Below are 13,267 nucleotides of genomic sequence, written 5' to 3' on the forward strand. Positions count from 1 at the left end.
GTAGCCCGCGTTAGCAGACCTAACCCACCCCACAGACCAAACGGCACAGCTAGCCCTAGTTGACACTGCTAGCTGGGCGAGGTACTAATTGATCTCCCGCCTCGGCTGGTCCCCAGCCGGGCAACGCAGAAAGGAATCCACCCATGGCTAAGCCGTTTGCCCGTGTCGACGTCAGCGCGTCCACGTTCATGGTGGCCACGATGCCTGTACCGAAGATCCGCAACATGGAGACCGGAGAGGCTGCCACGGACCGGGCCACCGGGGAGACCCTGCACACCGTGCAGTTGGTCGAGACCCTGGAGGAGCGCGTCCAGGTCATCAAGGTCACTGTTCCCGCGAACGGCCTCCCGGAAGGGCTGGCTCAGGGCGCGATGGTCAAGCCGGTGGCGTTGATCGCCAGCCCGTGGGCCAACAGCTTCGGTGACCAGATCAACTCCGGCCTGTCCTACCGGGCCGAGGGCATCAAGGTGGCCAAGTGAGCGTGCTGGAGGTCGGGGAGTTCGTCTCCCGAGACGGCCCCCGGGTCGTGGTCGCGGTGGGCGTCTTGGCGGCTGTGCTGCTGCTGGCCCGAGCTTCGGTATGGCTGGTGCGCTATGCGCGTGCCGCTGGTGAGGTCCGGGCGAGTATGCGGCAGGAGATCCGGATCAATCGCGGGTGGCGACGGTTGGCGCGGCTGTCGGGACTGTCGGTCACCGACCGCACGCCCACGCTGATGACGTCGCTGTCCACGGAGCAGGGCCGCGAGCCCAAACCGCGCGTGCTGGTGCCGAAGATTCACACGGTGCCGGATGAGTTCGGGGTGCAGGTCACGGTCAAGGCGTTGCCGAAGGTCGGTCTGGAGGAGTTCCAGCGAGCTGCGCCATATCTGGCGGACGCGTGGGGATGTACGCGGCTGTCGGTACGGCAGCAGTCTCCTGGCGTCCTGGTGCTGCGGGCTGTGCGACGAGACCCGTTGATCTCTCCGACGTTCCACAGCCCCACGGGGCAGGCGCCGCAGGAGGTGAGCATCTGGGACGTGGGGCTGGATGAGTACGCGGAAGCCATCCGCTGCGAGCTTGCCAACGTTCCCGGCATCACGGTCGCGGGGCTGCCCGGCTATGGGAAGACCTCGCTCATCAACCGCCTGATCTGTGACCTGGCGCCCTCGGGTGCGGTGCAGTTCGCAGTGGCGGACGGCAAGGTCAACGGGGCGCATGAGGGCGACTACGCGGACATGCAGGATCGCCTCTTCGCCTTCGCCGGGGATGATCTGGAGACCGCCAACACCCTGTTCAAGCGGCTGGTCGCGCTGATGCGCAGCCGGTCGGCCCTGGCTAGGGAGTATTTCGGCACGACGAACATGTGGCACAAGGGGCCGTCGCCGGATTGGCCGTTGGTGGTGCTCGTCATCGACGAAGCCCATACCTTCTTCCGTGACCACAAGGGCAGCGATCGGGAGACCAAGCGGCTCGCGGCGCTGGCGGCGGAGAACACCCGGCTGGTCGAAGCATTGGTCAAGATCGGCCGTAGCTTCGGGATGCTCACCATCGTGGCCACGCAGAAGGCGACCGGGGATGCCATTCCCACCTTCATCCGGGACGTGTGCCCGGTCGGGCTGTCCTTCGCGCAGAAGACCGCCGATGCGGCCGTGGCCGCCTTGGGGGACGACATCCGCGAGTACCCGGATGCCAGTCCGGTCGCGTTGCAGGACCCCCGCTATGTCGGTGTCGCGGTCATGTCCCAGTACGGCCGAGAGGGCTTCGTCCGGGTCCGCACCCCCTACGTGGAGCCCGAGGACGCCGCTCGCGTCGCGGCCTCTACGGCGCATCTGACCCGCGATCCGGCTGACCTGCTCAGCGCCGTGCGCGGGCCCAGCCTCCTCAAGCCGCCCCGCGCCGCGTGATCCCCGCGCCTGTCTCTCAGCGCTCGTCCGTGGAAGGAGGTGATTCCCCTTGATGGCCGGTGAACAGCTCACCCAGCGCACCGTCACCGCCGTGATGGCCGTGATCGCCACGCTCGCGTTCGTCTTCTCCTTCGGCAACGTGTGGGCCCTCGCCCTCCGCCTGGGCGTCCCCCGCCCCATCGCGCCCCTGATCGCGCCGATGGTCGACCTGTCCGTCCTCGGCCTCCTGGTCGGCCTGCGGCACCTGGCCCTGCGCGGCGTCCCCGCCAGCGAGCTGCGCGCGGCCGTGCGGCTGATGCACGCCTCCGGCCTGCTCACCCTTGCCCTGAACGTCGCCGAACCGCTGCTCGCCGGACACTACGGCAGAGCCGCCCTGGATGCGGTCGCCCCCGTGCTCCTGCTGGGCTGGGGCGCCGTCGGCCCCGGGCTCCTGCGCCACCTGCACGCTTCTCCGACCGCCGAACCCGCCCCGGCACCATCTCCCGAGCCCGCTGCGGCGCCTGCCGTAGAACCCGCTCCTGTGCCCGAACCACTCCTTCAGGCCGCGCGCAACATCGCTGCCGCTCATGAGAGCGAGCACGGAGCACCCATCACCCCCGACCGGCTCCGCGCACGCCTGGGCATCGCGCCCGCGTTGGCCGAGACGCTGCACGCGCGTCTGACCGTCTGAGCCGCCAACCCGTCACCCCTCTGCGCCGCCCCGGCCTGGCCTAGCCCTGCCCTCGTGCGGCATGCCCCGGCCGGAACGCCGATCGCCTGGCAGCTACCGCGTTCCGGTCCGGGGTGCCCCTACCGATCCACTCGGAAGGAGACTCCAGCGTGACAGCCACGCCGCCTCCGCGTCACAAGCTCAGCCCCGCTCTGCGGGATCTGCTCGCACTCGGACGTCATGACGGTGATCTCGACCGTGTACGCAACCAGGTTGAACGCGTCCGCGGCTGTACCCGACCCGTCCAGCTCACCGGCTACAGCGCCACCCTGGACGCCGAAACCGGCGAGCCCCTGCACGTCTTCACCACCCTGGACGAGCCCACCGGCCGCCTCCTCATCCCCTGCGGCAACCGCCGCGCAAGCCGCTGCCCGTCCTGCTCCCGCCTCTACGCCGCCGACACCTTCCATCTCATCCGCGCCGGACTCACGGGCGGCAAGGGCACCACGGAAGCGGTCCGCTCCCACCCGCGTGTCTTCGCCACCCTCACCGCGCCCTCCTTCGGTCCGGTCCACAACCGGCCCGCCACGCCCTCCGGCCGGCGCCTGCCCTGCCGCTGCGGAAGTCACCACCGCGAGGACGACCCGGCGCTTGGCACCCCCGTGCACCCGCCGACGTACGACTACGCCGGAGCGGTGCTGTGGAACGCGCACGCCTCTGCCCTGTGGGCCCGGTTCACCACCTACCTCCGCCGCGAACTGGCCGCCCTCCTCGGCCTGACACAGAAGGAGCTGCGCACCGTCCTGCGCGTCTCCTTCGCGAAGGTCGCCGAGTACCAAAAGCGCGGCCTGGTCCACTTCCACGCCGTTATCCGCCTCGACGGCCCGGACGGTTCCGGCACCCACCCGCCTGCCGGGGCGACTGCCGATGTGCTCACCTGCGCGCTGCGCCGCGCCCGCGAACGCGTCTCGCTCATCCTGGACTCCGATGTCCTGGGCCCGCGTGAACTGTGCTGGGGCGAGCAGCTAGACGTCCGCGAGATCGCAGCCTTCGCAGCGGGCTCGGACCTGACCGACGAAGCTGTAGCCGCGTACATCGCCAAGTACGCCACCAAGGGCGCCGAAGACGCGGGCGCCCTCGACGCGCCGCTTACCTGCGGCTCCTGCAAGGGCACCGGAGATCGCCACGGCACCGGCTGCGCCCACTGCGACGGCACCGGCTACCACCAGGACCCCGCACGCCTCCCCCTCGCCCAGCACGCCCGCCAGATGGTCCGTACTGCCTGGGACCTCGGCGCCCTGACCGAGCTGGCTCACCTCAAGCTCCGCAAGTGGGCCCACATGCTCGGCTTCCGGGGCCACTTCTCCACCAAGTCCCGCCGCTACTCCACCACCCTCGGCGCACTCCGCGACACCCGCCGCGCCTGGCGGGCCGACCAGTCCCGCGCTCGCCTCGGCCTGGCCGACCGCGACGAATCCACCCTCGTCCTCGAATCCGCCTGGACCTTCCACGGCACCGGCTACACCCCCGGCGAACGCCTCCTCGCCGAAACGGTCCGCCAACAACAGGCCCTCGCTCTCCAGCTCAAGCACGAAGGGGCGGAGGGCCGATGAAGACCACACCGACACAGGGAGGCACCCTCACCCTTCCCGAAGTCCTCGCCGAGCTGCGTATGTCCCGAGCCGCGTTCTACCGCCTCCGCGCCCGGGGTCTGGCACCTACATGCCTCAAGCTGCCCAACGGACAGATTCGGGTCCGCCGCTCGGACCTCGACGCCTGGTTCGAGGGCTGCGAGCAGGTGATCGCGTGCTGACCTACGACGTGAAGATCTGGAGCATCCGCAAGCGCGCGAACCGCGCACGCCCCTTCCAACTGCGCTGGCGCGTCGGCACGCAACCGCATTCCAAGAGCTACACCCTCAAGGCTCAGGCGGACGGCCGCCGTTCCGAGTTGATGACGGCGCTGCGCAACGGCGAGCAGTTCGACACGGAGACCGGGCTACCGGCGTCCGAGCTGCACGCCCAGCGTTCTCCCTCCTGGTTCGCGCACGCCTGCGCCTACGCCCGTATGAAGTGGCCTGATGCGTCTGCCAAGCACCGTGCGGGCATCGCTGACGCCCTGGCCACGGTCGCACCCTCCCTGGTGTCCGACACCCGTGGTGCCCCGCCGCTGCGGCTCCTGCGGCGTGCGCTGTATTCCTGGGCATTCAGCTTCCGCACCACCGAAGACGGCACACTCGTGCCCCGCCACGAACACGAAGAGGCCCCGGCCGAGATCGTCTCCGCGCTGGAGTGGATCGGCCGCAAGTCCGTCAACGTCAACGAGCTGGACACCCCGGCCGTGCTCCGCACCGCCCTGGACGCGCTCAAACTCAAGCTCGACGGAAAACCGGCCGCCGCGAACACGGTGCACCGCAAGCTGCCCGTCTTCACCAACTGCCTCCGGTACGCGGTCGAACGGGAACTGCTCCCCGCCCTCCCGCTCCACAAGGTGGACTGGAAGGCGCCGCAGACGGATGACGAGGTGGATTTCCGCTTCGTGCCCGGCCCCAAGCTGGCCCGAAAGCTGATCGCTGCGGTCCGCGCCCAGGGCAGGCGCGGCAGGCACCTGCACGCCTTCTACGGCTGCATGTACTACGCCGCCATGCGTCCGGCCGAGGTCACCGACCTGCGCCTGTCGGCCTGCCACCTCCCGGAATCCGGCTGGGGCGAACTCGTCCTCTCCGGCACCACACCCCGGGTCGGCTCCGCTTGGACCGACTCCGGCGAGTCCTACGACTCCCGGGGCCTGAAGAAGCGCGCCCGCAAGTCCACCCGCTCCATCCCCATCCCGCCCGTCCTGGTCCGCATGCTCCGCGCCCACATCGAGGAATTCGGAGTCGCCGAGGACGGCCGTCTCTTCCGCGCCGCCCGCGGCGGTCATGTCCTGTCCAAGGAGTACGGCGAGATCTGGCAGGCGGCCCGCCTGGCCGTGCTTCCCGAAGCTGACGCGTCCTCCCCGCTCGCCGAGGTCCCCTACTCACTGCGGCACGCGTGCGTCTCATTCTGGCTGACTTCCGGCGTAGCCCCCGCCGAGGTCGCCCGCCGTGCTGGCCACAGCATTGCCGTGCTCTTCCGCTTCTACGCGAAGGTCATCCACGGCAGCCAGGACAAGACCAACCAGCAGATCGAAGACGCCCTCAACGAAGCGGAGGACGCGGACACAGCCGAAGACTGACCCACGCGCATCGTGGCTCCTGGCCGCTGGCACCCGTTCCCAGGGCGTCAGCGGCCCTTATGCGCGGTAGTTATCTAATGGTGAATGACCTTCCCAAGGTCACGGCGTTGCAGGGCTTTCAGGCACGTGAGGAACGATCAGGCGCCCGCACCCGAAGTTGATGCCCCTGCTCCGCCGTTCAGACTGGGGGGCCAAATCATGTCAATCTTCCATGGTTCCACCAACGGCTCCAGCCGTTCGGCGAACGGGTCGCCTCCGCCTGCCGCCTTGTCGGCCGCCCACTGCCGCAAGGCGCCCGCCGCCCAATCGGCAAGCTGCAACTGCGGATGAGCCTTGCTGTCCGCGAAGTTGATCTGAGAGACCGGCAACTGCTGCATGAATCCACCGGGATTAGCCGGGTCGGGGAAAAGGTGCGCCGTACGCAGGGGCACGACCCACTGGTGAACCACCTTCGATGAGTCGTGCACAACCCGGAACCGGCCGATGGAAGCGCCGAAGTTCAGACACAGCCGGTAGAGCACGGGCACCGCAGGGTCCAGCACGTCCCGTGTCTCGCCCGAGGCGATCTCTGAGGCCATCTCGTCAGCGAACGGCCGACAGTGCTCCAGCATCTCGAAGAACCCAGCCATGCCCTCGTGCTTCACGGTCTGCCTGAATGCCTCGATGGCGCCGAACAGGTCGTCCGTGGAGGTCCGCTGCCTGACCCAATCCACGAACGTCAGGAGCATCCGGTCGTACGCCGCCTTGTCCCCGAGACCCGCCGTCCCACATACATGCATCATGTCGGCCAGCGCCAGGTGCTGCTGCCCCTCGTACAGGTTGAACCCGGTCACCGCCGCCAGCGGCTCCATCAGAAGGTCGACCATCTTGGTCATCACCATGAACGGCTTGTGCACCGGCATCGCCCGGACGCTGCCGACAGACAACTGCGCGAACGCCCACAGCAGTGCCTCACGGCCCCGCGTTGCCTTCGCTAGGGAGCCGTACTTCGGCTCGCCCTGCGTGGCTGGCAACCGGGAGCAGACCTCGGCCACGATGTCCGCCGCCGTCTCATCCTTGAGATGGACACCCGCCAGGGCGAAGATCGGCTGGCCTGGGTCGAGCAGGTTCTGGCCCGAGTTGCCGGTCTCGTCCATGTAGACCACGGGCTCTCCGAGAGCATGCATTCCCCAAGGATGCCGAAGCACAAGGCGACGCAGCGGAGGATTTTCACATGCCGAACATTCCTGGAGAACCAGCGGATACCTATGAGGCATGTGCTCCTGGTGCTACTTGCCTGACATACCTTCTCCGAATTATTGCGAGAGAGGCCATCTAACGTCCGATCTCCCTCCCTGTCAGTCCGTCTTCGGGGGCAAGGAACATCGGCGTCAGATCGTGCGCCTGTACTGTCCGGACGATGCGCGGCGCTCGCTATCCGAGGGCATCCGCATCTGCGATCACCACGATCCCCCCTAATCTGTCGGTCACCCCGGCCGGAGGGGTTCGCCCCGCCATGATGTCGCGTACATAGTCGGGAACCCTTGTACGCAGACCGCGCAGCACGTGGTCGAGGTACGGCACCGAGAAGTAGCCATGGTGGGCCGGGACGTCTCTCAAGAGGGCATCGGCCGTTGATGCCACATGCTCCAAGGTCTTCGCGCTGGAGAACACGCCACGCCTGACCCGCTCCAGCGGCCGAAGCAACTCCTTGGCCACACGCCGAGCCCCCCTCTGCGGCTGCCGGAGGAACATCGCGAGCTCCTCGTTCAGTTCCTTTACGGGGCGGACCGGCTCGTCCAGACCTTCGACAGGGCTCGCGATGTCCTCCACCGGGACCGCGTCGTGGAAGACCTCCACGCCAGACTGCGCCCTGTACGCCAGCAGAGCGCACGCCACCGACACTCCCACACGCTCACGATCGCGGCATAGGACACCGTCGTGGCTGCGGCTGCACTCCAGGGTTCTCCTGTACTCCCGATCGCCGCAGTACAGGACGTAGGCTGCGGGTACGGAGTACGGCTCGGCTGCCGCGATGAGTTTGGTGATCTGCGACCGGGAGTGACCTCTGGTTGTGTACCCGAAGTCGACAGTCCACCGACGGCCGCTTACCTTGAGGATCTTCGCCTGGGTCAGAAGGCCGAAGCAGGTGCCATCGCGGTCCACCCACCACCACATCCAGTCCGCCCCGGTCTTCGCTTCCTCGGCTGAGGTGAACTCCTCGAAGAGCACTCGCGGGCTTGCCCCTGCCAGCAAGACCTGGGTTGCGGTCACCTCGCGTAGGGTCCCGCCGCTGGCGGCGAGGTCTGCGGCCAAACGGTCCACAGCCTTGCGGCCTCTCTGCAAGGCTTCGTAGGGGCCGGTTCCGTGGCTGTGTAGGCCGCTCATGATCACCTTTCATGGAAAAACAGGCACGTAACTGGTCCACATCTGGTCCACACAGGCTGATCCATACGCGAGATCCGGGCGTCCAAAGTGAGACACGCGCCATGCAGAAGGGGCGCCCCTGTTGGGACGCCCCTTAGCTGACCTGCTGGCCTTCTGACCTCTGCGGAGGCGGTGGGATTTGAACCCACGGTGACATCGCTGCCACGACGGTTTTCAAGACCGTTCCCTTCGGCCGCTCGGGCACACCTCCCCGCGTCGTCCCTGGGGACGGCGCGGGGACAGCCTAGCGTGTGGTGGCCTGCGGAGACGAAGGACTACTGGTCGCCCTTGCGGGAGCCCAGGGTGACGTCGGTCGTGCGTTCCTTGCCGTCGCGCTCGTAGGTGATCTTGACCTTCTCGCCCGGCTTGTGGGTCCAGATCGTGCCGATGAGGGTCTGGCCGCTGTCGATCGCCGTGTCGTTCAGCTTGGTGATGACGTCGCCCGCCTTGAGGCCCGCCTTGTCGGCCGGGCCGTCGGGGGTGACGGCCGGTTCGCCCTCGCTCTGGCCGGTGCGGGAGATGGTGGCACCGTTCCCGTTGCCGCCGCCCGTCTCGACTGTGGCTCCTATCACCGGGTAGACCGGCTGGCCCGTCTTGATGAGCTGGCCCGCGACGCGCTTGGCCTGGTTGACGGGGATCGCGAAGCCGAGGCCGACGCTGCCGCCCTGGCCTCCGCCGCCGCCCATGCCGTCGCCGCCACCGCCGGGCTGGATGGCGGAGTTGACGCCGACGACCGCGCCCTGCGCGTTCAGCAGCGGGCCGCCGGAGTTGCCCGGGTTGATGGACGCGTCCGTCTGGAGCGCGCTCATGTACGAGGAGCTGGCGCCCTGGCCGTCGCTGGAGGCGACCGGACGGTTCTTGGCGCTGACGATGCCGGTGGTGACGGTGCCCGACAGGCCGTACGGGGCGCCGATGGCGATCGTGGCGTCGCCGACCTCGACGTCCTTGGAGTCGGCGAGAGGGATCGGGGTCAGCTTGCGGTCGTCCGCGCCCTTGAGCTTGAGGACGGCGATGTCGTACCCCTGGGCCTCGCCGACGACCTCCGCGTCGTACTTCTTGCCGTCGGAGAAGGTGGCCTTGAGCTGGCCTCCCCGCGCCCCGTTCGCCACGACGTGGTTGTTGGTGAGGATGTGGCCTTCCTTGTCGTAGACAAAGCCGGTGCCCGTGCCCTCCTCACCGCCTCCCGACGACTGGATGGTCACGACGCTGGGCAGCGCCTTCGCCGCTATCCCGGCCACCGATTTGGGCGAACGGTTCAACGTCTTGGGGTCGGCGGACGAGCTGATCGTCGTCGAGTCCCCGTTCGAGCTGCGGTCCGCGGCCCAGAAACCGAGACCACCGCCGACACCGCCCGCCACGAGCGCGGCGACGACGATCGCGGCGACGAGACCGCCCCGGCGCCCGCCGCCGTTCGGAGCCGGTACGGGCGCGGAGGGCATGGCCCACGGGTCGTGCGGCGGAGGCGTCCCCGGACCGCCGGGGCCAACCGGGCCGCCGGGGCCCGCCGGACCGCCGCCGTACGGGGGAGGCGGGGGAGGAGTGCCCGCGCCCCCTGCCGCGCCCGACGCGCCGTACCCCCAGCCGCCGCCGGAGGCGGGCGGGGGCGGCGGCTCCGCGGAGTGCTTGCTCAGATCCGCACCACCCTGCGGCTGGGACGGCTGGGACGGCTGCGTCGGCTGGGCTGACTGAGCCGACTGGGGCGGCTGCGTCGGCGGGGACGGCTGCGTGGGCTCGGGAGCCCGCTCCGTCGCCGTCGGAGCCGGAGCCGGAGCCGGGGCCGGGGCCGACGCCGGAGCCTTGTCGGACGGTGCGGCGTCAGCCGGAGCCGCGTCGGACGCGTCCGGTGAGGCCAGCGAGAAGTCTTCGTCCTCCGCGCGCGTCGAGGCGCCGGCCGACGGCGCTTCGTCGGCCGCCGGGGGCGTGGGATTCGGCCCCGCCGCAGGCGTCACGGCAGCGCCCTCGTTCTCGGTGCTCACAACTTACTCCTCATCAGGTGCACGACATCGCAAGGACGGGGTGTTCATATATTTGGGTATCCACGCACAGCCTTTCCCATGACGCGTCAGACGGACGTAAGCCGCCGCACGCATCCACCGGCCCGGCGCTTACGCCCCGCCGACGGACGGCCGGCGTGCGTCCGCTCCGGGCGGCCGGAAGACACCGCTCGCTCCGGATCAAGAGTAGGCCGGGCCCCCGCGAGCCGCCCCCGGGCGGGGGCCAGTGGCACGATGACCCGGTGAGCTCTGAGATCGACACCGGTCCGCGCCCGTCCCCCGCGCGCCCCCTGTCCGTCATCGCCCACCGGGGCGCCTCCGTCGCGGCCCCCGAGCACACGCTGGCCGCGTACCGCAGGGCCATCGAGGAGGGGGCCGACGGCCTGGAGTGCGACGTACGGCTCACCGCCGACGGGCACCTCGTCTGCGTGCACGACCGCCGGGTCAACCGCACGTCCAACGGCCGCGGGGCCGTCTCCGCACTGGAGCTGGCCGATCTGGCGGCCCTCGACTTCGGCTCCTGGAAGGACCGCGACGCGGATCCGTACGAGTCGCCGGACACCGTCACCGACGTGGACGCCCGCGCCGACGACCCGGAACGGACCTCCGTGCTCACCCTCGAACGGCTGCTCCAGCTCGTCGCCGAGGCCCCGCGCCCCGTCGAGCTGGCCATCGAGACCAAGCACCCCACCCGCTGGGCCGGCCAGGTCGAGCAGAGGCTGCTGGAGCTGCTCGACCGCCACAGGCCCACGACACCCGTCCGGGTCATGAGCTTCTCCGCGCGCTCCCTGCACCGCGTACGGGCCGCGGCGCCGCACCTGCCCACCGTCTACCTGATGCAGCTCCTCCTGCCCCGCCACCGCGACGGACGGCTCCCGCCCGGCGTACGGATCGCGGGGCCCAGCATGCGCATCCTGCGGGCCCACCCCGACTACGTGGACCGGGCCCACCAGGCGGGGAACCAGGTGCACGTATGGACGGTGGACGACCCGGCCGACGTCGAGCTGTGCGCCCGGCTCGGCGTGGACGCCGTGATCACCAACCGGCCCCGCCAGGTGCGCGCCCAGCTCGACGAGCTGGGCTGATCGTCCTCCGTCCGCCCCCCGTCGCCCCTACCGGGTGTGCACCGGCGCATTCACCGCGTAGGGGAAGGTTGCGAATGCGTCAAGACAGGAGGGGCGGCCGGTTTCCTGCCCGCTCACTTGGGGCATTCATCCCGTGGCGTGGGGCAAAGGAGGTCTCGGGGGTGGCGTTGGTGGTGGCACAGGAGGTGCCTACTTCGTCGACCATGACCGTGCCCCATGGGCCGGCGGGCGTGGGCGTCGCACGGCGCAGGATGCGCGAGGAGCTTCTCGCGAGCGGGGCGCCGGAATCCGTGGTCGATGACGCGGTTCTCATTCTTTCCGAGCTGCTCAGCAACGCGTACCGGCATGCCCGGCCGTTGCCGAACAGCCAGTCCGTCAGAGCGTCCTGGAGCCGGGACGGCCAGGGCGAGCTGACCATCGCCGTCACGGACGGCGGCGGTCCCACCCGTCCCCTTCCGGCCACGCCCTCCGTGAGCGCGAGGGGCGGGCGCGGGCTCTCCATCATCTCGGCGCTCGCGCGCGACTGGGGCGTCAGGTCCGGCCCGCCGTGCGAGGACGTGACCGTATGGGCGGTGCTCCCGGCGGCCAGCGGTTTCAGCGACAGACTCGCCGCGAGCCTGGCCCTGGACCTCGCCGGGATCGACGAGCTGGCGTAACCACGAGGGCGTGACCCCGGGGGCATCACCACGAGGGCGTGACCACGGGTGACCACGGGGCTCCGTCGTCACAGGGCGCGTCATCACGGGGCGCGCGCGGCGCGTCCCCGGGCGCGCAGCTCCGGGACCGCGCCCGTGCGGCCCCGGACAGCGACTAGGATCGCGGCCCCAACCACTGCCGCAGACCTGGAGTACCGCTCGTCATGGCAAAGAAGCGCCGACCTCAGACCCCGGCCGCGACGGCGAAGGAAAGCGAGGGAAGCTACCCCGTCGTCGGCGCGCGCCAGCCGTGCCCGTGCGGCTCGGGCCGCCGCTACAAGGCGTGTCACGGGCGGGCCGCCGCCCACGCCGTCACCGAGCTGGTGCGCCGCCCCTTCGAGGGCCTGCCCGGCGAGAGCGACTGGGTCGCGCTGCGCGAGCTGGTGCCCGCCGCCACGGCGCGGCTGACCCTCAAGGACGGCCTGCCGGACGACGTGCCGTCCGTGACGCTCGCGACAGTGCTCCCCATGGCCTGGCCCGCGCTGCGCCGCGACAACGGCGAGGTGCTGCTCGGCCTCCAGAACGACACCGCGTCCGGCGACCTCAGCCGTGACCTCGCGAGCACCCTCCAGCGGGCGCTCACCGCGCGGCCCGGCTCGCCGGTCGAGGGGCAGCGCCCGGAGCCGGAGGGTCCGCGTCTCCAGGACCTGCTCGACCTCGACGCGCCGTTCGTCCCCGAGGTCCACAGCGGGTTCGAGTTCTGGCTCGACGGTACGGACAGCGCGGAGCAGCCCTCGGGGGAGGTCGCGGCGTCGCTGGAGCGTGCCAATTCAGCCGCCATCCCGACGGCCCGTCTGGCGGGCGTCGAGGGTGCCTACTGGTGCGACGCGGGCGACAAGAACCATTTGCGCTGGGTCATGACGCACCCCGAGGAGCAGCTCCTCGACGCCCTCGCGCGGCTTCACGCGGCCGGGGGCTCTTCGCTCGGCGACGGCCCGTCCGCCGCCGAGGGGGAGGGGTCGCGCCTTGTCGGATCCTTCCGCGCGCACGGTCTGACGGTGCCGGTGTGGGACCTTCCGGTCGGTATGACCTCGGAGGACTGCGAGAAGCCCGCCGCGGCCTTCGCCGAGCGGCTGGCCGAGGCGCTGGCCGTCACGGCACCGCTCACCGCCGACGAGCGCCGGGCGCGCAGCGGTCTCACCAACCGTCAGGTGACGCTGAGCTAGCGGACGTCGAGGAGGACGCCGGGGGATTCGGCAACGGCCTTGCGAAGAAATCGTGACCGTGACTCGCGTCACACTGGGCGCCCAACTACCCGTACTCACAGGTAAATCCGCGTCCGGATCTGCGCGATCGAATTTGCGAACAGCCGATCTCTTGTTACCGTTCTAGGAGCCCGG

Annotated in this window: 12 protein-coding genes and 1 tRNA gene; 9 read left to right on the forward strand and 4 right to left on the reverse strand. The window is 69.9% G+C overall.

From position 1 onward, the window contains the following. Positions 1-143: 143 nt before the first annotated feature. The 6 genes from ABD343_RS04230 (at position 144) to ABD343_RS04255 (ending at position 5,747) form a co-directional block, all read left to right on the forward strand. Complete coding sequence (locus tag ABD343_RS04230) at positions 144-479, forward strand: SCO3933 family regulatory protein (protein ID WP_344524052.1); 336 nt, start codon at positions 144-146, stop codon at positions 477-479. Further along, the gene (locus ABD343_RS04235) at positions 476-1,882 is read left to right on the forward strand and encodes an FtsK/SpoIIIE domain-containing protein (RefSeq protein ID WP_344524054.1); all 1,407 of its coding nucleotides are present in this window, start codon (positions 476-478) and stop codon (positions 1,880-1,882) included. The genes ABD343_RS04230 and ABD343_RS04235 overlap by 4 nt, the downstream gene beginning before the upstream one ends. A gap of 52 nt (positions 1,883-1,934) precedes the next feature. Continuing rightward, the gene (locus tag ABD343_RS04240) at positions 1,935-2,552 is read left to right on the forward strand and encodes a DUF2637 domain-containing protein (RefSeq protein ID WP_344524056.1); all 618 of its coding nucleotides are present in this window, start codon (positions 1,935-1,937) and stop codon (positions 2,550-2,552) included. A gap of 149 nt (positions 2,553-2,701) precedes the next feature. After that, entirely contained in the window at positions 2,702-4,144 is a 1,443-nt protein-coding gene (locus ABD343_RS04245) for a replication initiator (RefSeq protein ID WP_344524058.1), read from the forward strand. Next, positions 4,141-4,344 (forward strand): helix-turn-helix transcriptional regulator, encoded by a 204-nt coding sequence (locus ABD343_RS04250; RefSeq protein ID WP_344524060.1) that lies wholly within the window; start codon positions 4,141-4,143, stop codon positions 4,342-4,344. Before ABD343_RS04245 ends, ABD343_RS04250 begins: the two co-directional genes overlap by 4 nt. Continuing rightward, a complete protein-coding gene (locus ABD343_RS04255) occupies positions 4,338-5,747 on the forward strand; it encodes a tyrosine-type recombinase/integrase (RefSeq protein ID WP_344524061.1) in 1,410 nt (469 codons plus the stop codon). The genes ABD343_RS04250 and ABD343_RS04255 overlap by 7 nt, the downstream gene beginning before the upstream one ends. A 137-nt stretch (positions 5,748-5,884) precedes the next feature. Here ABD343_RS04255 and ABD343_RS04260 read toward each other — a convergent pair whose 3' ends face one another. The 4 genes from ABD343_RS04260 to ABD343_RS04275 all read right to left on the reverse strand — a co-directional run bounded on the left by ABD343_RS04260 (position 5,885) and on the right by ABD343_RS04275 (position 10,129). Next, positions 5,885-6,883: a DUF3800 domain-containing protein gene (locus tag ABD343_RS04260; protein WP_344524385.1), complete on the reverse strand. Its 999-nt coding sequence runs from the start codon at positions 6,881-6,883 to the stop codon at positions 5,885-5,887. A 277-nt stretch (positions 6,884-7,160) separates the two neighbouring features. Continuing rightward, positions 7,161-8,114 carry a hypothetical protein gene (locus ABD343_RS04265; RefSeq protein WP_344524062.1) on the reverse strand — a complete coding sequence of 318 codons (954 nt, stop codon included), beginning with the start codon at positions 8,112-8,114 and terminating at the stop codon, positions 7,161-7,163. Between the two features lie 163 nt (positions 8,115-8,277). After that, a tRNA-Ser gene (locus ABD343_RS04270) sits at positions 8,278-8,364 on the reverse strand. 64 nt (positions 8,365-8,428) lie between these two features. Then, positions 8,429-10,129 (reverse strand): S1C family serine protease, encoded by a 1,701-nt coding sequence (locus tag ABD343_RS04275; RefSeq protein ID WP_344524064.1) that lies wholly within the window; start codon positions 10,127-10,129, stop codon positions 8,429-8,431. Between the two features lie 260 nt (positions 10,130-10,389). On the opposite strand from ABD343_RS04275, the gene ABD343_RS04280 reads away from it, so the two are divergent. From ABD343_RS04280 to ABD343_RS04290, 3 genes are all read left to right on the forward strand, one after another. Continuing rightward, on the forward strand, positions 10,390-11,232 hold the full coding sequence (locus ABD343_RS04280; RefSeq protein WP_344524066.1) for a glycerophosphodiester phosphodiesterase family protein: 843 nt from the start codon (positions 10,390-10,392) through the stop codon (positions 11,230-11,232). Between the two features lie 161 nt (positions 11,233-11,393). Continuing rightward, positions 11,394-11,888, forward strand: a complete 495-nt coding sequence (locus ABD343_RS04285) for an ATP-binding protein (protein ID WP_344524067.1) — start codon at positions 11,394-11,396, stop codon at positions 11,886-11,888. Positions 11,889-12,091: 203 nt separating this feature from the next. Continuing rightward, positions 12,092-13,093, forward strand: a complete 1,002-nt coding sequence (locus ABD343_RS04290; RefSeq protein WP_344524069.1) for a DUF5926 family protein — start codon at positions 12,092-12,094, stop codon at positions 13,091-13,093. Positions 13,094-13,267: the final 174 nt, after the last annotated feature.

The sequence above is a fragment of the Streptomyces albiaxialis genome, assembly GCF_039530985.1.
GTDB classification, from domain to species: domain Bacteria; phylum Actinomycetota; class Actinomycetes; order Streptomycetales; family Streptomycetaceae; genus Streptomyces; species Streptomyces albiaxialis.

Coding starts and splice junctions, on each gene's coding strand:
- ABD343_RS04260 (WP_344524385.1), bottom strand. CDS start 6,883: ATGGACGAGACCGGCAACTCGGGCCAGAACCTGCTCGACCCAGGCCAG.
- ABD343_RS04290 (WP_344524069.1), top strand. CDS start 12,092: ATGGCAAAGAAGCGCCGACCTCAGACCCCGGCCGCGACGGCGAAGGAA.
- ABD343_RS04265 (WP_344524062.1), bottom strand. CDS start 8,114: ATGAGCGGCCTACACAGCCACGGAACCGGCCCCTACGAAGCCTTGCAG.
- ABD343_RS04240 (WP_344524056.1), top strand. CDS start 1,935: ATGGCCGGTGAACAGCTCACCCAGCGCACCGTCACCGCCGTGATGGCC.
- ABD343_RS04250 (WP_344524060.1), top strand. CDS start 4,141: ATGAAGACCACACCGACACAGGGAGGCACCCTCACCCTTCCCGAAGTC.
- ABD343_RS04230 (WP_344524052.1), top strand. CDS start 144: ATGGCTAAGCCGTTTGCCCGTGTCGACGTCAGCGCGTCCACGTTCATG.